General features: G+C 46.4%; 18 protein-coding genes, 1 pseudogene and 1 other annotated feature. Of the genes and pseudogenes, 14 read left to right on the top strand and 5 right to left on the bottom strand.

Annotation, left to right across the window (positions count from 1 at the left end; genetic code table 11):
* Nucleotides 1–44: 44 nt before the first annotated feature.
* The gene (locus QD47_RS15500) at nt 45–884 is read right to left on the bottom strand and encodes a helix-turn-helix transcriptional regulator (protein ID WP_044646990.1); all 840 of its coding nucleotides are present in this window, start codon (nt 882–884) and stop codon (nt 45–47) included.
* Between the two features lie 161 nt (nt 885–1045).
* Here QD47_RS15500 and fabF point away from each other — a divergent pair, with 161 nt between their 5' ends.
* From fabF to QD47_RS15485, 3 genes are all read left to right on the top strand, one after another.
* The gene (fabF, locus tag QD47_RS15495) at nt 1046–2284 is read left to right on the top strand and encodes a beta-ketoacyl-ACP synthase II (protein WP_044646989.1); all 1239 of its coding nucleotides are present in this window, start codon (nt 1046–1048) and stop codon (nt 2282–2284) included.
* Nucleotides 2285–2681: 397 nt separating this feature from the next.
* Nucleotides 2682–3656, top strand: coding sequence for a helix-turn-helix transcriptional regulator (locus tag QD47_RS15490; RefSeq protein ID WP_044646999.1), 975 nt, complete (start codon nt 2682–2684; stop codon nt 3654–3656).
* A 78-nt stretch (nt 3657–3734) separates the two neighbouring features.
* On the top strand, nt 3735–4478 hold the full coding sequence (locus tag QD47_RS15485; protein ID WP_044646988.1) for a zinc ribbon domain-containing protein: 744 nt from the start codon (nt 3735–3737) through the stop codon (nt 4476–4478).
* Nucleotides 4479–4570: 92 nt separating this feature from the next.
* On the opposite strand, the gene QD47_RS15480 is transcribed toward QD47_RS15485, so the two are convergent.
* The gene (locus QD47_RS15480) at nt 4571–5806 is read right to left on the bottom strand and encodes an MFS transporter (protein ID WP_044646987.1); all 1236 of its coding nucleotides are present in this window, start codon (nt 5804–5806) and stop codon (nt 4571–4573) included.
* Between the two features lie 195 nt (nt 5807–6001).
* Here QD47_RS15480 and QD47_RS15475 point away from each other — a divergent pair, with 195 nt between their 5' ends.
* From QD47_RS15475 to QD47_RS15465, 3 genes and pseudogenes are all read left to right on the top strand, one after another.
* The gene (locus QD47_RS15475; protein WP_044646986.1) at nt 6002–6583 is read left to right on the top strand and encodes a TetR/AcrR family transcriptional regulator; all 582 of its coding nucleotides are present in this window, start codon (nt 6002–6004) and stop codon (nt 6581–6583) included.
* A gap of 18 nt (nt 6584–6601) precedes the next feature.
* Nucleotides 6602–7003, top strand: a pseudogene (locus QD47_RS15470) (SDR family NAD(P)-dependent oxidoreductase); the annotation flags it as partial.
* A 334-nt stretch (nt 7004–7337) separates the two neighbouring features.
* Nucleotides 7338–7892, top strand: coding sequence for a GrpB family protein (locus QD47_RS15465; RefSeq protein WP_044646985.1), 555 nt, complete (start codon nt 7338–7340; stop codon nt 7890–7892).
* Between the two features lie 3 nt (nt 7893–7895).
* On the opposite strand, the gene QD47_RS15460 is transcribed toward QD47_RS15465, so the two are convergent.
* Both QD47_RS15460 and QD47_RS15455 read right to left on the bottom strand, forming a co-directional pair.
* The gene (locus QD47_RS15460) at nt 7896–8219 is read right to left on the bottom strand and encodes an iron-sulfur cluster biosynthesis family protein (RefSeq protein ID WP_044646984.1); all 324 of its coding nucleotides are present in this window, start codon (nt 8217–8219) and stop codon (nt 7896–7898) included.
* Nucleotides 8220–8413: 194 nt separating this feature from the next.
* The gene (locus QD47_RS15455) at nt 8414–9598 is read right to left on the bottom strand and encodes an aminotransferase class I/II-fold pyridoxal phosphate-dependent enzyme (RefSeq protein WP_044646983.1); all 1185 of its coding nucleotides are present in this window, start codon (nt 9596–9598) and stop codon (nt 8414–8416) included.
* A gap of 43 nt (nt 9599–9641) precedes the next feature.
* Nucleotides 9642–9880, bottom strand: a binding site (T-box leader).
* A 191-nt stretch (nt 9881–10071) separates the two neighbouring features.
* Here QD47_RS15455 and QD47_RS15450 point away from each other — a divergent pair.
* Nucleotides 10072–10677 (top strand): DUF1349 domain-containing protein, encoded by a 606-nt coding sequence (locus QD47_RS15450; RefSeq protein ID WP_044646982.1) that lies wholly within the window; start codon nt 10072–10074, stop codon nt 10675–10677.
* Between the two features lie 81 nt (nt 10678–10758).
* Nucleotides 10759–11469: a DUF1361 domain-containing protein gene (locus tag QD47_RS15445; RefSeq protein ID WP_044646981.1), complete on the top strand. Its 711-nt coding sequence runs from the start codon at nt 10759–10761 to the stop codon at nt 11467–11469.
* Nucleotides 11470–11526: 57 nt separating this feature from the next.
* Here the strand turns inward: QD47_RS15445 and QD47_RS15440 are convergent, their stop codons facing one another.
* Nucleotides 11527–12456 (bottom strand): ArsR/SmtB family transcription factor, encoded by a 930-nt coding sequence (locus tag QD47_RS15440; protein ID WP_044646980.1) that lies wholly within the window; start codon nt 12454–12456, stop codon nt 11527–11529.
* Nucleotides 12457–12965: 509 nt separating this feature from the next.
* Between QD47_RS15440 and QD47_RS15435 the strand changes: the two genes are divergently transcribed.
* The 6 genes from QD47_RS15435 to QD47_RS15410 all read left to right on the top strand — a co-directional run bounded on the left by QD47_RS15435 (nt 12966) and on the right by QD47_RS15410 (nt 21151).
* On the top strand, nt 12966–14309 hold the full coding sequence (locus QD47_RS15435) for an ABC transporter substrate-binding protein (RefSeq protein WP_044646979.1): 1344 nt from the start codon (nt 12966–12968) through the stop codon (nt 14307–14309).
* A gap of 91 nt (nt 14310–14400) precedes the next feature.
* The gene (locus QD47_RS15430) at nt 14401–15291 is read left to right on the top strand and encodes a carbohydrate ABC transporter permease (protein ID WP_044646978.1); all 891 of its coding nucleotides are present in this window, start codon (nt 14401–14403) and stop codon (nt 15289–15291) included.
* 27 nt (nt 15292–15318) lie between these two features.
* The gene (locus tag QD47_RS15425) at nt 15319–16161 is read left to right on the top strand and encodes a carbohydrate ABC transporter permease (protein ID WP_044646977.1); all 843 of its coding nucleotides are present in this window, start codon (nt 15319–15321) and stop codon (nt 16159–16161) included.
* Between the two features lie 82 nt (nt 16162–16243).
* On the top strand, nt 16244–17629 hold the full coding sequence (locus tag QD47_RS15420) for an arabinan endo-1,5-alpha-L-arabinosidase (RefSeq protein ID WP_044646976.1): 1386 nt from the start codon (nt 16244–16246) through the stop codon (nt 17627–17629).
* A 41-nt stretch (nt 17630–17670) separates the two neighbouring features.
* Complete coding sequence (locus QD47_RS15415; protein WP_044646975.1) at nt 17671–18642, top strand: glycoside hydrolase family 43 protein; 972 nt, start codon at nt 17671–17673, stop codon at nt 18640–18642.
* Between the two features lie 406 nt (nt 18643–19048).
* Nucleotides 19049–21151, top strand: coding sequence for a class I SAM-dependent methyltransferase (locus tag QD47_RS15410; protein WP_044646974.1), 2103 nt, complete (start codon nt 19049–19051; stop codon nt 21149–21151).
* Nucleotides 21152–21195 lie beyond the last annotated feature (44 nt).

Genomic DNA, 21195 nt, shown 5'->3' with positions numbered 1-21195 from the left:
ATGGACGGAAAAAGATATCTTCATAACAGGAGGGGTGAAATCCTTTAGCTGCCTTCCATCAGCTTTTGGAGTTTGCTTTCTGTAGAGGTTTGTGCGTTCGGGGTGTAGATGCTGCAACGCAGATCGACGCTGCCTTGCACCTGAAGGGAGGTCAGGTCAAATAACATTTTGCCTGCCTTGGCATGACGAAATTCAATCAGCACCTCCGGCGCAGAGCTGACCTCACTCTGATTCCAAAGTTCATTAAACTCCGGATAAGCCCGGCTCATGTTCTGTATGAACTGTGCATACCAAGGGTCCGTCACATATTGTCCGTAATAAGCGCGGAAAATAGCAAGGAATCCTTTGACGAAATGCTCCCAGTTTACAGCGAGACTTTTAAACTCTTTTTTGGTAAACAGCAGTTCAATCATGTTGCGTTGTTCATGGGGCAGCTCGGCAAAATCCATAAACACATGAGCCGCGGCTGCATTCCAGCCGACAATATGGCAGCGCCGATCTGAAATAATAGCAGGGCAATAGCGCAGCTCCTGTACTATTTTTTGCAGGGAAGGGGAAATAAGCGTCTGCTCTGCAAGAGCAGGAGGTGTCTGAAATCCGGTTTCAAGCGCTAAATCATACAAATACTTTCGTTCATCCGTGTTTAGCTGCAAGGTGGCGGCAATGGCATCCAGTACAGAGGCGGACACCTTGATATCGCGTCCCTGCTCCAGCCAGGTGTACCATGTGGTGCTGACACCTGCTAATTGAGCCACTTCTTCTCTGCGCAAGCCGGGTGTTCTGCGGCGTGATCCGTTCGGCAGACCGACCATATGCGGGTGTAAACGGGCTCTTTTTGTTTTAAGAAAAACAGATAGTGCTTCCAGACGTGCTTCCGGTTTCATAGTGAGTTCTCTCCATTCGATGGTGGATAAGTAATGAGCAGTTAAGGCTCTAACTATAGTAGTGTTCATTATACCAGGATAAACAAACACTTGTAATAGGATAAGCCGAGGATAAAATGAGGATTATAAGTAAGCAAACGAGCAGGAGGAATGAAGAGCGTATGCAAAGAGTTGTAATTACAGGTATGGGTGTGGTTTCGCCACTGGGCAATGACGTGGACACGCTGTGGAAGAATCTGCTGGAGGGTCGTTCAGGTATACGAAAAATAGACACGTTCGATGTGTCCGATTTGAAAGCACAGATCGCCGGGCTGGTACAGGATTTTGATGCAGAAAAGCAATGGGGACGTAAAGACGCCAGACGAATGGATCGCTTCACGCAGTTTGCGTTGTTTGCGGCAGAGCAAGCGCTGAAGGACTCCGGTCTGGAACTGGATAACACGAATCTGGAGCGTGTCGGTGTCTATGTAGGATCAGGAGTCGGCGGTCTGGATACGTTGGTGGACAATGTGAATGTATTACAGAATCGTGGGCCGGGCAGAGTCAGTCCGACCCTGGTGCCTATGATGATTTCAAATATGGCTGCAGCGCAAATCAGTATTGCGTTCGGAGCGATGGGTCCCACGCTTTCGCCGGTTACGGCCTGTTCCATTGGAAATACGGCGATTGGAGAAGCGTTTCGTACGATTCGCACAGGAGATGCGGATGTGATTTTTGCAGGTGGAGCGGAGGCAGCGGTGACCAGACTGGCGCTTGCGAGCTTCTCCAATGCAACGGCCTTGTCGACTCGTAACGAGGAGCCTTCGATTGCGAGCCGACCGTTTGATAAGGACCGCGACGGCTTTGTTATGAGCGAAGGGGCGGGCATTCTGGTACTGGAGTCGCTGGAGCATGCTGTTCAGCGTGGCGCAGAAATAGTTGGGGAGGTCATTGGCTATGGCGCAAGCTCGGATGCCTACCATATGGTTGCACCGCACCCGGAAGGGACCGGAGCTTATCTGGCGATGAAAGCAGCCCTTCAATCCGCCCATATCACGCCTGAAGAGGTGGATGTGATCAGTGCGCATGCAACGAGTACGCCCGTTGGCGATCTGGCCGAGACCCTCGCGATACACAAACTGTTCGGTGACCATGCCTACCAAATTCCGGTAACCGCGAATAAATCCATGCTCGGTCATATGCTAGGAGCCGCAGGTGGTGTCGAAGCCATTGCACTTGTACAGAGTCTAAGGGAAGGCATCATTCCGCCAACGGTTCATTTAGACAACCCGGACCCGGTCTGTGATCTGGATTATGTGCCTCACGAAGCACGCAAGGCCTCATTAAATATCGGGCTATCCAACTCCTTCGGCTTTGGCGGCCACAATGCGGTGATTGTGATGAAGCGTTATGAGTCATAAGTGTAATGAGGAATTGAAACCTCAGGCATTCTATCCAACTGGATGGGATCCTGAGGTTTTTTATTCCAGAAATAACAGATTCATTTTAGATAAGAGATAGAGTAAGATGGAGATTATAATTACTTAATCAATCCGCAATAGAGAAATTCTCCGAAGTTGGAGACATAATAAAAGATTGTAAAGAACAATATTTAAAGGATCAAGGAATTTCATTAGGCGTAGATTTAGATTCGAAAAGAAGATCGAAAATATTTGAGCAGAAAAGCAGCGAAGAGAGCGGAGTCGTTTTGGAGAAGCGTAAGCGTTCAAGAATAATCCGGTCACGTAGCGGACATAGATGCAGTTGCTTACTCAGCGCACAAAAAACGTGATCTATTTAATGAAAGGTTTTGGAGAAATGAAAATTGATCGGTTGCTTTCTATCGTCATTTTGTTGTTGAAAAAAAATAGAATTCAGGCGAAGGAACTGGCAGATTTATATGAAGTTTCGATACGGACGATCTACAGAGATATCGAAGCGATTAGCCTGGCTGGTATTCCGGTGGTAACTTATCAGGGGGCAAATGGGGGAATCGGCCTGATGGATGGCTACCGCCTGGATCGCAGTGTGCTGACGGATGGCGATGTGAAGGACATTGTGATGGGCTTGCAGAGCTTGTCCTCGTCGTTAGGTGGACCGAATGTAACCCGGCTGCTCGATAAATTTGAAAGCATTATACCGGATTCGGGAAAAGCGAAATTCAGTGTCAATACCACACAGTTTATCGTCGATCATTCGGGTTGGGGAAATCAGTCTGCGCAGGAGAGCAAGCTAGTGAAGGTGAAAGAGGCGCTGAGCCAATCGCGTACGATTGCTTTTACTTACAGGAATGCGCAGGGAGCCGTGACCGCACGGAAGGTTGAACCGCACACACTCGTTTTGAAAGGACAGCAATGGTTTGTATATGCTTATTGTCTCGACAAGGAGCAATTTCGTCTGTTCAAACTATCCCGCATGAGTGATCCTGTCGTGACGGAGTCGGCTTTTACTCGCCGGGACCTTTCCTATGAAAAGCTGCCATGGAATGAGGAACGGCTGGCGGCGGTTAAGACGGTACAGCCTTTTACGCTGCAATTTAACCACAAATCCCGGCATTTGGCGGAAGACTGGTTTGGCGTGGAAGCATTGACTGAGCAGGAAGAAGGGATGTATACAGTTTCGGTTCCTTTTCCCGAGGATGCGTGGATGTACGGATTTATTTTAAGTCTGGGGCCGGATGTGATCGTCAAGGAACCCGCCCATTTACGGGAGAAGATTCGGGATATGGCGTTACGTATTGCATCCAATTATGGAGAGTCTCCTATAGAGAATCTCGAAAAACATAGCATATAAAAAACAAACCTGACGGATAGTTGTCAGGTTTGTTTCGTTATACTGATGTCATATCAATCACGAAAGGGGATTTACAAAATGGATAAAGCTTGTCAAAGTTGCGGGATGCCGCTGGAGCATGAGGAACAATACGGAACGGACGCACAACAGGCCAAAACTGATGAATATTGTAAGTATTGTTATAAGGAAGGTGCGTTTGTGCAGCCTCAGCTGACGATGGAGGAGATGATTCAGCAGTGCGCGCCTATTCTCGCAGAGCAAGGGATGCAGAAGGAAGAGGCTGTCGCGATGATGCGTAGTTATCTGCCGAATTTAAAACGCTGGCGTTCACAGGAGAGTACGGAACGTGAAGAAGATTTTAAACCGATCCGGGAGGAAAGTCGGGGGGAGATTCGCCTGATCGGACTGGCAGCACGTACAAGCAACCGGAATGAGCAAACATCCCAGGCGATCATTCCAGGCATGTGGGAACGCTTCTGGAGTGAGGATGTGCCTGGACGGATAAGCGGGCATGAAGAACACCGTTCTGTCTATGGTTGCTATACCAATTATGAAAATGGGGTTTTTGGCGATTATACCTTTTTTATCGGAAAAGAAGCGGCTGTGGATGGTGAAGCTTCTGACGGTCTTGAACAACTCGTGATTCCGGCTGCACGTTACGCTGTTTTTCAAGCTACATCCGAACCTTCCTCGGTTTTTCGGGTATGGCAAGCGATTTGGAACTGGGCTGCCACGGGACAAGCAGAGCGGACGTACACAGGTGATTTTGAAGTGTATGGCAGTCCTGATGAGCCTGTGCTAATTTACATTGCGATCAAGTGATGATTAGGTAGTAAAAACAGAGAGCCGTCCGACCATTGCTGTGGTGCGGACGGTTTTTTTTGCTGTTTAAATCATAGTAGTCGACCCTTCATTCAAGTTGAACGGCAGGTTACGGCCCAAAAAATAAGTGCCAAGGTGCTGACGCCAGCACCCAACAGACATACCCCATTCCAGCCGGCATATGTGTACATATGAGTCGAGGCGATGGCTCCAGTGGCGCTGCCGATGGAATAAAATATCATATAGCCTGCGGTAAGTCGGCTACGCGCTTCAGGACGCACAGTGAAAATCATGCTCTGATTCGTCACATGCACAGCCTGTACCGCCAAATCCAGAAGGATAACGCCAAGGACCAAAGCGAACAGCGAGTGCTCGGCATAGCCGATAGGCAACCAGGATAGCAGCAGCAGAGCCAGTGCAATACCCGTCGTCCGCTGTCCTGAGCCTTGATCGGCAAGACGTCCTGCCCGCGCAGCCGCTAATGCTCCGGCGACTCCGGCCAGACCAAAGGCCCCGATAGCAGTATGTGAAAGAGATAGCGGCGGGGCACTGAGAGGCAATACTAGCGAAGTCCACAATATGCTGAACGCAGTAAAAATGAGCAAAGCCAGCACGGCCCGAACACGCAGAATCCGTTCTTGCACGAACAGTGTGAAAACCGAACGAAGCAGCTGCGGATAGGATAGCGTTGCTCCTTTGGGTTCATTCTGTGGCAGCACCCGAAACAGCGCTACAGCCATGAATAGCGTCAATGCGGCAGAAACAAGGTACACCGAACGCCAACCCGCGAGATCGGTCAATACACCGGCCACGGTTCGTGCCAGCAGAATACCGATAACGACACCGCTGGTCACCAGACCTACGATACGTCCGCGTTCAGCCGGGGCGGCCAAGGTTGAGGCGAACGCGACAAGTGTCTGTGTGACGACAGCCAGCAGTCCAACCGCTGCCATGCCCATGAGCAGGATTGTACGCGTGGGAGCCAGGCTAACTGCGACTAACGCCAGCACGGATAGGAGCATTTGTCCGGTAATCAGCCGCCGCCGATTCAAAAGATCGCCAAGCGGGACGAGCAGAAACAGTCCCAATGCATAACAAATCTGCGTGACTGTAATGACGATGCCAACCGATGAATGTGTGATGCCAAACTCGTGTGCCAGCGCGTCCAGCAATGGTTGCGCGTAATAAATGTTGGCGACAACCAGCCCACAGACGATGGCAAATAGGAGTGCCACAGATCGGGACATGGAATGAACGGGGGCTGTTTCGGCAGCGTTGGCTACAGTCTGATGGGGCAGGAGTACCGCTTTTTTTTCTGACGTCTTCATTTGCACATACCACATCACTTTCTGTGAGTTACATACCGATAAGTATAATATACCGATTGGTACGTAATGATTTCAGGTTAATATAACTTGCGTCCATACGAGATGTCAAGAGTTTATCATGTACATATTTGACAGTCGCTTCTGATAATCATACAATCTTAATATACTGAACGATACGAAAAGAAGGGGTTATTTATGGTTCGACCACGGGAATTTGATGAGGAAAAGGCATTGGATGCAGCGATGCAGCTTTTTTGGGAAAAAGGGTTCGAGGCTACGTCTTTAAGCGATTTAACCTCCAAAATGGGAATTCAGCGCCCCAGTATTTATGCTGCCTTTGGGGATAAAAAGCAATTATTCGAAGCCGCGCTGCGCAAATATACACAATCCCACGCTGCTAATGTACGGTCCAGACTGCTAAGTAGTGCTTCTGTCAAAGAAGCAATTTGCAATTTTTTTGAAGGGGTAGTGGCAGAAGAATATGATGAAGGCCCTAACCGGGGGTGCTTTTGCATCAATACAATGGTAGAATTGGCCCCACATGATGAGAAGTTTGAAATTTTGACGAGGGAACATCAGATGTATCTTTCTACTGTATTCCAAGAAACCATCGAGCGTGGTATACGGTCAGGGGAGCTTGAGGCGACTACGGACGCGCGAGCTTTGGCTCATACGATGATCTCGTTGTTAATCGGGATTACCGTAATGATGAAGTCACGTCCGGAGCGTTCTTTTGTGGATCATGCGGTTGCGACTACACTTATGTTATTGAAGTGACTATTTCATTTTGAATATATTAAGGGATGTGTGTATTTCTCGCAATTTTTTGGAAAGCTCATGATTGAGAAGAAGCATCAGGGGATTATCGTAAATATGTCTTCTGTTTCTGGAATGGAAGGAAGCTCGGATGCGATCTATGGATTATCAAAAGCTGCAATCTTGGGCTTTACTAAAAGCTGTGCCATGAATTTTTCACCTTATGTAAGGGTTAATGCTGTGGCACCAACGATGGTAAGTACTCCAATGATGGATCATATTCCTGAATGGAGAAAGGAAGAATATACAAGTCACCAGCTAATTCCAGAGCCTTTAAATGCAGAAGATGTTGCTTATACTGTCCTTTTTCTGCTATCGGAAAGATCCAGGCATTATACGGGAGCGACCTTTGATATTAATAATGGCTGTTATTTAAGATAATTTTATACGATATACTGGAAATCGCTTGTGTAGACTATAAGATGAATCTATAGCTTGATGTAGTCAATGAATACGGGTGACAAGGATGATGAACACGCAAATTCAACTGTTAAATGTATTATTACGCGTGGTGCAAGGAGACATCACCCGTTGTAAGGCCGATATTATGACGTTTTGTACAGAAGCATACTACTTTGGATGAAATTATTTTTGTTTGTTTTGATGCGGATAATGCTCAGTTATACAGCCGCAAGCTTCAAGATGAAGTAAAGGATATTAAAAAAGATACGGTTGAATGAGAGAATGCACGAGTGGGTATAAGGGGGATAAGTGAATGCATGAGGAGCAAAATCAGGAACATTGGCCGGTGTGGGCTACGGAGCCTGTGAAAATAGTGAATCCTGATCCTGACTGGTCAGAGCAGGGCTTGCAGGTTATTCACGAGTTGCGGGAGCTGCTACTGCCGTTTAAGGTGACGGAAATGGAGCACATAGGAAGCACGGCAATTCCCAATCTTTCCGCCAAGCCCATCATAGACATTATGGCAAAATTGGAATCCTGGGATAGGTTGGAACAGATTGTATCTGCCTTGCAACCAGCAGGCTGGAGCTATGTTCCGCCTGAGCTGGACGGTCGGGAATGGAGAAGATTTTTGGTTAAAGTGGAACAGGATCAAAGAAAGGGACATCTGCATCTCATGCTGGAACATGAGGAGCATTGGGATCAACAACTGTTGTTTCGAAACCATCTTCGTGAACGGCCTGAGCTGGTTCAGCAATATGATGCATTAAAAAGGAAGCTGGCGATGGAAAATCAGCATGATCGTGAAGCGTACACGGACGCTAAAACCGATTTTGTGCAAAACGTTCTGGATGCCGGACCATCCTAAAGATTAGGACGGCCGGACATCCCGGTTTTTTACATTGTTACTATAGAAGGTAGAATCGCTGGATAGTTTATAGGAAGGGAACTTCTCGTCTGCATCAAGGCGCATGGATTCCTCAAAATAAATCGCCTGCTGACCGCTAACGAGAAAAGGCAAGCTGCCCGCCTGTACTTCTATATCGCCGTTGTCCGGTGCGCTGACGATCTTTAGTACCGTAATACCATCACAGCCGCAGCCCTCTGTGTCGTAAAAAAGCTTGATATAGCCCGGTTGATCACCGAGAATTTGTGTAAGCCGCTGTTCAGCCAGTGGATTGATTTGAATGTTCATGATGTCATGTCGCTCCTTTATTTCGAATAGGTCCTTACTGATAAATAAAATCCCGCGAGATTGGCTTGTATTCATGTCAGGATTTTGAAAAATTCGATTCCAGTCGCTCCAAAGTGCAATATATAGACGAACTAACCATTTCGATCTATATATTGTTTATTGGAAGTCGCTTATTGGATTATATGGAGGGCTGATTACAGACGTTTCAAGAATACACTGATACGCTCCAAGGCGATTTCCAGTTGTTCCTGCGACGATGCGTACGAGCAGCGGATAAAGCCCTCGCCGCCCGGTCCGAATGCGGAGCCGGGTACGGTAATGACACCCTCTTCTTCCAGTAACCGCTTGGCAAACTGCTCTGAGCTTAAGCCCGTGTGTGTAATGGATGGAAAAGCGTAGAAGGCACCGTTCGGTTCATGGCACGGCAGTCCTGTCTGACGCAAGCTTTCAACAAACCATTTTCTGCGCAGATTGTACGATTCCATCATGCGGTCTTTTTCCTCCAGCCCGTGGCGCAGGGACTCAATAGCGGCAATTTGCCCGATAATAGGAGCACACATGACCGTATATTGATGGATTTTCAGCATGGCTGAAATCAGCTCCTGCGGGCCGCATACATAGCCGACTCTCCAACCCGTCATCGCAAAGGCTTTGGAAAAGCCGCTGATGAGCAGGGTTCGTTCTTTCATGCCCGGCAAAGCGGCGAAGCTTACATGCTTCTGTCCATAGGTCAGCTCACCATAAATTTCATCGGAGATCACGACTAGATTATGCTCCTCCACCAGGCGGGCAATCGGTAGCCAGTCCTCATAAGTCATCACTCCACCTGTCGGATTGTTCGGATAACAGAGAATAAGCACTTTGGATCGTGGAGTCAGCTTGGCTTTGAGCGCTTCAGCCGTCAGCTTGAACTGCTGATCAGCAGAGGTTTCAACCGTTACGGTATGCCCTCCATTCAGAAACGTGATCGGTGAATACGAAATATAGCAGGGAGCCGGAATGAGAATTTCATCGTGTTCCGTAATCAGGGCACGGAGCGCCAAATCCAGCGCTTCACTGCTGCCGATCGTTACCATGATTTCATTTGCCGGATTGTAGGACGTGTTAAAGTTGCTCTCCAGATACCCGGCAATCTCCTCACGCAGCTCGGGAAGACCAGCATTCGGTGTGTACGAGGTCTTGCCATTTTCCAGTGCTAGAATACAAGCCTTTCTGACATGTTGAGGGGTCACAAAGTCCGGTTCACCAACACCAAGCGAAACGATATCTTTTCTGCCCGTACTATATTCAAAAAACTTACGGATGCCTGAAGGCGGCATTTCCCGTACAGCTGGAGTTAAAAAATCGCTTATAGATACTGTGGTCGATACGTTCGTCATATTGATTTCCTCCTTTTTGAAAAACAAAAAAAACCCGCCCCTGTAAAGGGACGAGCTTATACCCGTGTTACCACCCTAGTTTCATTCCATAAGAAATGACACTCTGTTCACGTATCCATCAATACGTGTTCCGGTTAACGCTGGAAAGGCGGCAGAGCTTACTTCAAGTTCAGCCCGCTTCTCGGAGATGGCGTTCGGCTACCCTCGGAATGTTGGCTTTCACCTGCCCCAACTCTCTGCAAATCCGCTGTATAGCTTACTCGTTCTCGTCATTGAAATTTGTTGCCGTATCAAGTTAGGTGTAATTATAAGCACAACATTTCAGGATGGCAAGTCTTTTTTTATAAATTTTAAAGACAGGAGCATCATCATTGACGATTGGAAAATAACGTATATAGTGGTATCAAGGGGGATTGGGCCCCCGATTTCACCATGATATTTGACAATATTGGCTAGAGAAGGATGGTGTCCATATGAACGTATTTGAACGCTTTAACGGCAAGGTTTTGCCTACAGGATGGGGCTGGACCAACGAACCGACTGTATGGAGATTCGATGATTCCAAGGCTTTAAAAGTATCTGCACCTTCACAGGCGGATTTCTTTAGAGATCCGTCCGGCGCGGCGATAAAATCGTCCGCACCCTTTTTGCATACAACGCTTCAAGGTGATTTTACAATATGGACGAGGGTTCGTGTCGATATGAAGCAGCCTTATGATTCAGGATGCTTGATGATTATGGCGGATGATACCCATTGGGCCAAGCTGTGCTTTGAATACTTTGAAAGCACCCCCTCTATCCTTAGTGTGGTCACACGGGATACGTCCGATGATTGTATATCTGGGACGATGGACGTTTCCAATCCGTATTTGCGAGTGGCAAGAGCCGGAAATTGCTTTGCCTTTCATTATTCATCAGACGGGCAGCAATGGAAGTTGGCGAGATATTTTGGCATGGATGTTCCAAACGAGCTAAAGGTCGGGGTCGTTGCACAATCTCCGGTCGGAGAAGGTTGTGATGTTACTTTTGATGCCTTGAATGTGGAAAATCACGTATCCGGGGACATACGAACTGTGTAATAAACGGAGAGAGCATTTCTATAAACAAATATGGCAGCATGACGTATATACGTATATTCATACAGGGGGAAGGACGAGAGTTTGCTGTTTAAAGGGAAGAGATATAAGCTGCCCGGCTTATTGAGTGTACTGCTTGTAGCTTCGTTGGGATGTTATGGACTTATTATGTATGTGCAGTCCACAAGTGGGACGAAAATGTATCAATTTTTGTACTGGGATATATTTCTGGCATGGGTTCCGGTCTTGATTTCTCTAGGAATGATCGCCTTATCCAGACTGGGAAACATAAGAGTGAGAAGGCTTCTTTTATTAATTGCCGGAGTCGTATGGCTGTTTTTTCTGCCGAATGCACTCTATTTGCTGACTGAATTACTGCATGCATTCCGTTTTTATGAAGTGAATCCTGACTCGCGTTTTTGGCTGGATATTCAATTTTGGTTGATCTTATTTACGCCTTTTTCGGCAGCAGGGATTGGTCTTTTTCTTACTTCCATTTGTATATTTACGATCCACCGTATGCTGCAAGAGGTTTGTTCCAGCTGGCTTGCGTGGGTTATCGTTTTTATATTCCTGTGGCTGTCCAGTGTAGGTGTATATATCGGCAGATTTGCTCGCTGGAATAGCTGGGATGTGGCGTTGCAACCCATGGTGATCGTGATGAATGTTTGGAAATGGGTGGTGCATGCCGGAGCAAGGGTTCATTTGTTGTCTTTTAGCTGGCTGGTGTTTGGAATCGCGGTCATTTTTTATCTGTTGATCTATATCTCTTTAAGTGAGGAGAAGCACGCTTAGGCCGAGGAGACGTATTCCACGAATACGGGCTTCGGCCTTTTTACATATGGGAAGTCATCAGCTAACGTTGGCCTCCCCGTGTTCTTCATAAAGCACACGCACCAGCAGATCCTGACTGAAATTGCCGAATCTTTTGCCGAAAATGGTGAGACCCCCTTTGTTCTCTGACTGATCGGATACGGATAAGCGTAGTGTAATATCGCTTTTATAGTTAAGCCCAATATCGTCTATTGTGACTTCTGATATACGGCATCCGTCAATAAAGCTTCCATGTTGATTGATGCGAATTAATTTGAGCATGCCATATTGATTCAAATGCGGTGGCCACCAATCGGGATTCAGAACCCCCGGTACTTCTCCAAAATCTCCGGCGCTAGTCCAGTGACCAATAGGGATGCCGTTGACATGAAAACAAATGTCGGAAGGATATACCTCACAATAACCCGGTGCTTCTGAGCCCAGTTCTGCGGAAAATTGAATTTCGGTAAAGGATTGATTCTCTTTCAGATAGTTAGGAATCCGATATTCCAGAAAACCATCTGCCATCCAGATCATTTCCGAGTCCAGCCGCCCGGGATCTGCAAAATAGCGGGGATCATCAAAATCACCAATAATGCTGTCTCTGGTCACCAAGCCACAGGTAGGTACTGCCTGGTAGTTACTATAATGACCGATGCGAATTTCAACCTCGTACACATTTTTCTGCTCTCTGCTACGCAAGTCCACCATCAGTTTTTCCTTGTTCAGATAGCACATTTTTCGGGTACCATGCTTGCCGCTTACTGTATTGATCTCGACAAGGCCACATTCCTCCAGCTTACGAATATGCATCGTAATCGTACCGTTGCTCAAATCAAGCCTGTTAGCGATGTCATTCATACTTTGTCCTTGATGGGCGGCGAGCAATTCCAAAATTTGAATGCGGATTTCCGAGCCGAGCGCTTTGAAAATGTCTAGCCCTGACATTAAGTCCTTAATATAAATCATAGCTATAGACCTTCCTTATCTATAAAAAATGTAATGTAAGCGCTTATATATTTGTTTTGATTTATGTTAAAATAAAATCAGAAAGAAGTAAACCGCTTTGCTGTAAATTATTTTTACAAAAATAAAAAGGGGAGTGAAACGAAACTCAGAATCGTTTTTTTACTTAAATAAAATCGTATTTAAGTTTATTTACTCTAAATTTTTCAATAAAATAACTTAAATACGATTTTATTTCGTTTTTCATGCTATTTAATTCTATACTTTATATTTATTTAAAAAGATTTAAAAATGCATTGACGAACCGTAGAATGCCGTGCTATATTTTGTTTGTAAACGAATACATTATTGATAAAGTAAAATGTTAATTATATGGCGCATGAGAGGGATGATGATCACAGGCTGAGTGTACAACAGATGATGTACCGCACAGGTGAATACAGCCCAAGTGGTATGAGTTTATTTTAACACTATATGTATGCGGTTTCATTTCAATTTTAGGAGGGGTCGCGTTGATAAAGAAAAAAGGTTTTGCAATGACAATGGTTGTGCTGTTGATGATGGTTGCTGCACTGGCTGGCTGTAGTGGAGGAAGCTCCAGTAGTGATGGAAGCAAGGAGCTGACGTTCATGTTCCGTGGTGGTACGGATGAGCAGAAGGCTTATAAGGAAGTCATTAAGAAATTTGAACAGGAACATCCTGGCGTGAAGGTTAAAATGGTCGTGACGGCAGCAGATCAATATGCTACAAAGCTTAGAGCTGCGATCACAGGGAATAATCTTCCAGATGTCTTTTATTTTAACCCTGGAGATGTGAAGGCTTATGTAAATAGTGGGGTACTGAAGGACCTCACCCCTTACATTGAGAAGAACAAGGATATAAAGCTGGATAACATTTGGAAATACGGTGTGGATTTGTATCGATATGACGGTAAAATGGCTGGCCAAGGAAATATTTACGGTATGCCAAAGGACTTGGGTCCATTCGCCTTGGGTTATAACAAAACCATGTTTGAAAAAGCAGGCGTTCCGTTACCTGATAAAGACAAACCGTATACATGGGATGAGTTTATCAAGGTCAGCCAAGAGCTGACAAAAGATACGAATGGTGATGGCAAACCGGATCAGTATGGTACAGGTTTTAACGTTCAGTGGGCATTGCAAGCCTTCGTATGGAGCAATGGTGCGGATTGGCTGGATGAGAGCAAAACGAAAGTAACGATTGATGATCCTAAATTTGCGGAAGCGCTTCAATACTTTGCTGATATGCAAAACAAATATAAGATTACGCCTGGTATTGAACAATCACAAACACTGGACACCTATCAACGCTGGATGAAGGGCGAAATGGCATTCTTCCCGGTAGGTCCTTGGGATATGAGTACATTTGAAAAACTGCCATTTGAATATGATCTGTTGCCATTCCCGGCAGGATCGACTGGCAAATCGGCAACATGGATTGGTTCTCTGGGTATTGGTGTTTCCTCTAAAACAAAGTACCCGGATGAAGCTGTAGAACTGGTCAACTATCTGACAACTTCCAAAGAAGGAATGAAGCAGCTCGTAGATGCCAAGGTACAAATTCCGAATCTGTTAGATATGGCGGACGAGTGGTCCAAAGATACGAAAACCAAGCCTAACAATAAACAGGAATTCATTGATATTGTGAATGACTATGGACGCTCATTACCAGGCAACTACACGTATAACGCAGAATGGTACGATATTTTCTTCACCGATATTCAGCCTGTGCTGGACGGGAAAATTACGGCAGCGGATTATGTGAAGCAGGAGCAACCGAAGATGCAGAAACTGCTGGATAAAGCGGTGGAGCAAGAGAAAAAATCACAGAAATAGTACGTAAATAACGGATAGAGGATGATGTTAGTGGCTGATATCATGCTGCTGGCATCATCTTCATTCCAAATTAGAAACAGAGGTGAGCCCTGTGATAACCAAATCTAATCTCTATCGCAAAGAGAAAATATATGGATATTTATTTATCCTTCCTCCTATTCTCGGTTTGCTAATCTTTACGTTGTTCCCGTTTGTCTATTCGTTATACGGCTCTTTTACAGACTGGGACGGATTGGGACAAATGAACTTTATTGGTCTCGATAATTTTAAAGATTTATTTACCGATGAACTCTTTTACAAATCGATGTACAATACTCTTTTCTTAATGCTGGGTATTCCAATCGGTCTTTTGTTAGCTTTGCTGCTGGCATTGGGGTTGAATCGCAAGATTCCGGGCACGACAACGTTTCGTGTGATCTACTATATTCCGGTTATTTCTTCTTTGGCTGCTGTTTCTATTATGTGGAACTGGGCATACAACGGAGACTACGGTCTGGTGAACCAATTCCTCGAATTGTTCGGTATTAAAGGTCCCAATTGGCTGATGGATAAGGATACGGTTAAGCCTGCCTTGATCCTTATGACGGTCTGGAAGGGTCTTGGCTACACGATGTTACTGTATTTGGCAGCCCTGCAAAGTGTATCTCGCTCTTACTATGAAGCAGCAGAGCTGGATGGAGCTAGCGGATTCCAAATGTTCCGCAACATTACATGGCCAATGGTGAAACCAGTGACCTTTTTCCTGGTCGTAACCAATATCATTGGCGGTTCACAAATCTTTACTGAAATGAACATTATGACTCCTACAGGGGGGCCGGAATACTCATCCGCCTCAATCGTCTTCTATATTTGGGATAAGGCATTTAAAAACCTGCAAATGGGATATGCCTCCGCGATGGCTATGATTCTTGGCATCTTCATTTTTATCGTAACTTTGATTCAATTCAAAATGAATGAAAAATCGTCCTTTGATGGGGATTGATTTTCGCGGAAAGGAGTGAGTCTGATTATGTCCCATAGTCAAAGAACGAAAGTTACCAATATCATTATTTTTATTGCACTGGCGATTGGAGCGATTGCGATGATCGCGCCGCTGCTGTGGATGCTGTCCACTTCGGTGAAAGAAAAGCAGGATGTCTTTGCTCTTCCACCGGTATGGATACCAGAGGTGTTCCAGTTTAGCAAGTACAAGGAAATTTGGGAAGCGGGACCTTTGTTAAGCGGGATCAAGAACAGCGTGATTGTGGCTGTAAGTGTTACCGTTGTGGGTACCTTTACATCCAGTGTGGCTGCTTTTGCATTTGCAAAGCTGAGATTCCCTCATAAAAATAAACTGTTTCTTTTACTCATCGCATCGATGATGATTCCATACCCAACGGTTATGATTCCACAGTTTATGATGTTTTCCAAGCTCGGTTGGGTAGATACACTCTTGCCTCTGATCGTTCCAGGTTTGTTCGGGAATGTGGTTATGATCTTTTTCCTGCGGCAGTATTTGCTCAGTGTACCGGATGCCATTATCGAAGCAGCTAAAATTGACGGAAGCTCTTATTTCCGACTGTATTCGTCCATTACATTCCCGCTTATTAAGCCGGCAGTAGCAGCACAGCTTATTTTATGGTTCATGGGAATTTGGAACGATTATTTGGCACCGATTATTTACTTGAATTCACCGGAAACACAGACGTTGCAGTTGGTCATAGCGAACTTTAATGCGACCTATGCCATTCAGACGGATTATCCGCTCATTATGGCAGCTTCCATAGTCGCTTTGTTACCTGTGCTGATTATATTCCTGATCTTCCAGAAACAGATTATTGAGTCGGTTGCTATTTCCGGTGTCAAAGGTTAAGTGTAGCCACTGGAGGGCACGGATGAATGATGCAAGGCAATCACAATATGTAATGGGTAAAGGAAGGAGGAGAATAACAGTTATGGTAATGCTGCTTATGCTGGGCCTATCCGGCTGTGGGGATAATACCCCGGACCCTATATATCCGCAGGCTCCGCCTCCCGATCACTTGTATGATCAGAGTACAATAAATGATGAGCAGCGCTGGACGATTAACAATGCGCATGATCCTGCGATTATCAAAACAGATCAGGGCTATTATGTATATTCCACGGATGTAAAGGCAGGCGGAGAGCTGAGGCCGGGGGTCATGGTACGTAAATCGACTGACCTGATTCACTGGAACTGGGTGCAGTATGCACTGCCCGGCATTCCAAAGGAAGCGGGGGCATGGTCATCAGCAACCAATCTGTGGGCACCGGACGTTATTAAAATGGGCGATGCCTATCGGATGTATTATTCAGCTTCCACCTTCGGTAGCACACGGTCAGCAATCGGATTGCAGACATCCAGCTCGCCGGAAGGCCCGTGGAAGGATGAAGGGCTGGTCGTTAAAACGAAGGAGCATGACAAGCTGAATGCGATTGATGCCAATCCGGTGCTGGATGCGGAGGGGAATCCGTGGATGGTATACGGCTCGTTTTTTGGAGGCATTTATATTACGCCACTTGATCCCCAGACTGGAAAGCTGAAGGAGTCTGGCTACGGCAAAAATATTGCCGCCAGAGATCGGGCAACAGAGGACGGTGCTGTGGAAGGGCCGTACATTGTGTACAATCCCGCATTCCGCAAATATTACTTGTTTGTCTCATATGATTCTTTGTTCGAGGACTATAATGTACGCGTTGCCCGCTCGGATTCGATCACAGGGCCGTATGTGGATATCAATGGACATGATATGGCAGATACCAGCTACTTGCCCCAATATGAGATCGGGAACAAGGTATTGGGTGGTTATCGGTTCAGCGAAGGAGAAGGCTGGGTTGCGCCAGGTCACAATTCCGTTCTGAAGGACGGAAAGGATTATTATATTGTGCATCACGCTAGGGGAGAAACGGATAAGCAATGGCCGTATCTGCATGTACGCAAAATATTATGGACCGATGAGGGCTGGCCTGTCGTATCGCCGGAACGGTATGCGGGCGAGCAGGAGCAGGATATACCTAAAAGATTATTACCCGGCAGTTGGGAACGCATCGTGATGAAGCAGGAAGTGGACGGTCAAGTGGAAGCTGAACCGCTTCGTCTGGAAGATGGAGGTCGGGCAACCAGCGGAACGCTTGAAGGCCAGTGGAGCTTTGACGGCAAGCGTACTTTAACACTGGATTGGAGCGATACATCCGAAAGGGCCAAGGAACAACTGCTATTGCTTCCTTCATGGGACTGGGAGCTGGGTCGCCAAACTTTAATTTTTACAGGTATGGACGACAAGGGAGTTTCCATTTGGGGTAAGCGTATCGGCGATTAATTGTATGAACTTACATACTACACATAGAGGAGAGAAGAACCATGAATCAACCTGTACCTTTTATTAATCCGGTCATTGAGCAACGGGCAGACCCTTGGATTTACAAGCATAGTGACGGATACTATTACTTTACCGGATCTGTACCAGAGTATGACCGCATTGAGGTTCGGCGGGCACATACCATTCAGGGCTTGAATACAGCAGAGCCTGTTGCCGTGTGGCACAAATATGAAACAGGCCCATTAAGCGCCAACATTTGGGCACCGGAAATTCATTTTATTGATGGTAAATGGTACATTTATTTTGCAGCGGCTCGCACCACAGAAACGAAGGAAGGTCTGTTCGACCACCGGATGTTCGTGCTGGAAAATGATTCAGCTAACCCTCTGGAAGGAGAATGGGTGGAAAAGGGGCAGATCAAGACCCGATGGGAAACATTCGCGCTGGATGCCACAACCTTCCAGCATAATGGAGTTCTGTATTATGTATGGGCCCAGAAGGATCCGGATATCGTCGGCAATTCCAATCTGTACATTTCTGAAATGAGCAATCCGTGGACGCTGCGCGGTGAGCAGGTGATGATCTCTACCCCTGAATATGATTGGGAAGTCATCGGTTTTAAGGTGAATGAAGGAGCGGCAGTTCTGAAACGAAACGGACGAATCTTTATCAGCTATTCAGCCAGCGCCACAGACTATAATTATTGCATGGGGCTGCTGACAGCGGACGAGAATGCAGACTTGCTCGACCCGAAATCATGGGCGAAATCGCCTGAGCCGGTATTCTGCACGAATGAGGAAACGGGCCAATTTGGACCCGGTCATAACAGCTTTACGGTTGGGGCTGACGGTAATGACGTCATCGTGTATCATGCACGGAATTACAAGGAGATTACGGGTGACCCGTTGTATGACCCGAATCGCCATACACGTGTTCAGCCGTTGAACTGGCATGAGGACGGGACGCCTGATTTTGGCATTCCTGTACCGGATGGAGTTCCTGCTGGTAAATAAGCGATACGAATGTTGTAGATGGTTCATGGGTTGCACAGCAATACTGTAGCTTTCTAAATAGGGTAGTAAGTATAATTTCACTACGCATAACAAGAGGAATAAGACATCCCCTGAGCATTAGGCCGGGGGATATCTTTTTTATTTCGGGAAAGCAAGGGTGATTTTTTTAAACTGTATATGGAAGTAAGCAGGCTGGCCGCAATTCCTTATGTTGGAGTTACGGTCATTTGTTTTGTAGAAGACAGGTATGTCAAGCATTTGATTTGATAAAAATGTTTAATATTTTCCACGGTATGGAAGCTGCAAATGTATGGTAAAGTGTAGTTTATACAAGAATTTTTTATCCTAAAGTTTTTTTCCAAGGTCTCATGTGCATACCGAATCCGAATCACACGAGGTGAGAAAAATGCTGCAATCATTAAAAGCCATTGCTAATTATCGGAAAGAAAATGATCTGGCCTGGGATACGCCGACTTGGCTGAAACTGCTCGTTTCGGCTGAGGAGCGTATTGTGAATCTGGAACGCATCCACTCTATAGGGGAGTTAAAGGATGCTAATCCCGTACTGGATTATGTGGAGCGTACGTTGCTTATTTTGGACGGGCTTCCATTGTCTTTCTGGATTAAGGAGCTGCTGGAAGACGTGCTGGTATGGTCTGAGACGGCCAAAGGAGGCACAGTTCGCGAACGGCTGCGCTGGCAGCAGGAGGGCATCAATTTATTTGTGCATAATATCGGTTCCGCCCAGTTGTACGTCAGACAGGCTCAAGCGGAGAAACCGGTGTTCCCCCGCAACACTATGACTCGGATTCTGATTGAGACCCATGGATTAATCGGACAGTATATACGGGGTGAAATTCCTTTTGCGGAAAATCGGGCGCTGCTGGAAATGACCCGTAAGGGCTGGTTAAGCCACGAGGAACTGGAGCTTGCCTTGCGGGTGCTGAACGAGTGCATTATCGCTGGGGTAGACCCTGAATTATGGGAGCAGGTAAGGAGTGAAGTGGAGCAACTGATTGGCTGGATCGCATGGGATAACGCGCCTGTGGCCTGGAGTGTAAAGGAACGACTGGAGAGATTACGATCGGTTTCTATTCATGAAGGGGAGCCCTTTGAGCAGGCTTACGCCGAGCTGGAGCGCGAGTTGAATGTAGATAAGGCGCTGGCTCCGTTGGAGAATCGAACGCTTTGGTATGTGGAGTCGGCTTTACAGGATTTTTCGTTGCAGGAGTTGGTGAAGGTATTTTTACTTGCGTTACGGGATGGTACGGGACAGGAATTGCCTGCAACGGTGCGACATATCAGCTTTGAATCTCTCATGAACACCATGCATTATGACTATCGCGGCATCAAGAAAATTAACGTTTATAAAAAACGGATGATCGAAAAGTATTTACATGCGCTATCCTGGCAGGATATCTTGAAAGGAAAACGGAAGCATAATCCTCATTTGAATGTGATCGTGGAGCATAAAGAGGAACTGCCGAGTACCGTATTTTTCAATTTTCATTTTTCATCTGCGGCTGAGAAGCTGATCGACTTTTGCATCGAGGCGGAAAAAACGCCTTTGTATGACAAAGCTATATTACTACTGTTTGACCTGTTCGGTTTGCGCCGTGATGCTTATGATCGTTTTCACAATGAGGAAACATATCTTACGGATATGAATCAAACTGTGGATTACAAAAAGGTCATTCTGGATTACGTGACGGGAACTCGTGTACTGGATATCGGACCGGGCGGGGGTGTGCTGCTGGACCTGATTGAACAGGAGATACCGGACGCGAAGCCGTTGGGACTCGATATTTCTGTGAACGTTATTGAGGCGCTCAAACGTAAAAAGCAATTGGAGGGCCACCGTTGGGATGTTATTAAAGGAGATGCCCTCCAACTGGAGGAATTTATAGAGCCGGGGAGCATGGACACGGTCATTTTTTCTTCCATTCTCCATGAGCTGTATTCTTACATTGAACGGGATGGAGCCCGATTCAATCTGCATACGGTGGAGGCTGCTTTGCAAAGCGCCTATCATGTGCTGGCACCAGGCGGACGTATCATTATCCGTGACGGCATTATGACTGAACCGGGAGAACAGCGCAGACGAATCCGGTTCCTGGAGCCGGACGGAATGGAATGGCTGTTGCGATATGCCAAAGATTTTGCAGGTCGCCACATTGAAGTGGAGCGTGTGAGTGAGCATGAGGCTATTTTGCCTGTGAACGATGCGATGGAATTTCTATACACCTACACGTGGGGGACGGAAGCCTATGTGCATGAAGTGCAGGAGCAGTTTGGGTATTTTACCCCTTCACAGTATGAAGAGTGTATTCGCCGCACGCTTGGATCGGAGGCTATAATCCGGGAGAGCCGTCACTATTTGCAGGAGGGATATGCAGAAGCGCTTGCCGGGCGTATTGAATTTACCGATGAGCTGGGTCAGCCTGTTCCCCTGCCGGATAGCACCTGTCTGATTGTGATTGAGAAGCCGCAATTGAGTAGGTTAAGCTGATCCAGTTGAACAAAAAAAAGCCTTTTGATTGCGCCAAGTGCGAT

Source organism: Paenibacillus terrae (assembly GCF_000943545.1).
Classification (GTDB): domain Bacteria; phylum Bacillota; class Bacilli; order Paenibacillales; family Paenibacillaceae; genus Paenibacillus; species Paenibacillus terrae_A.
This window is presented reverse-complemented; position numbering and strand designations above follow the sequence as displayed.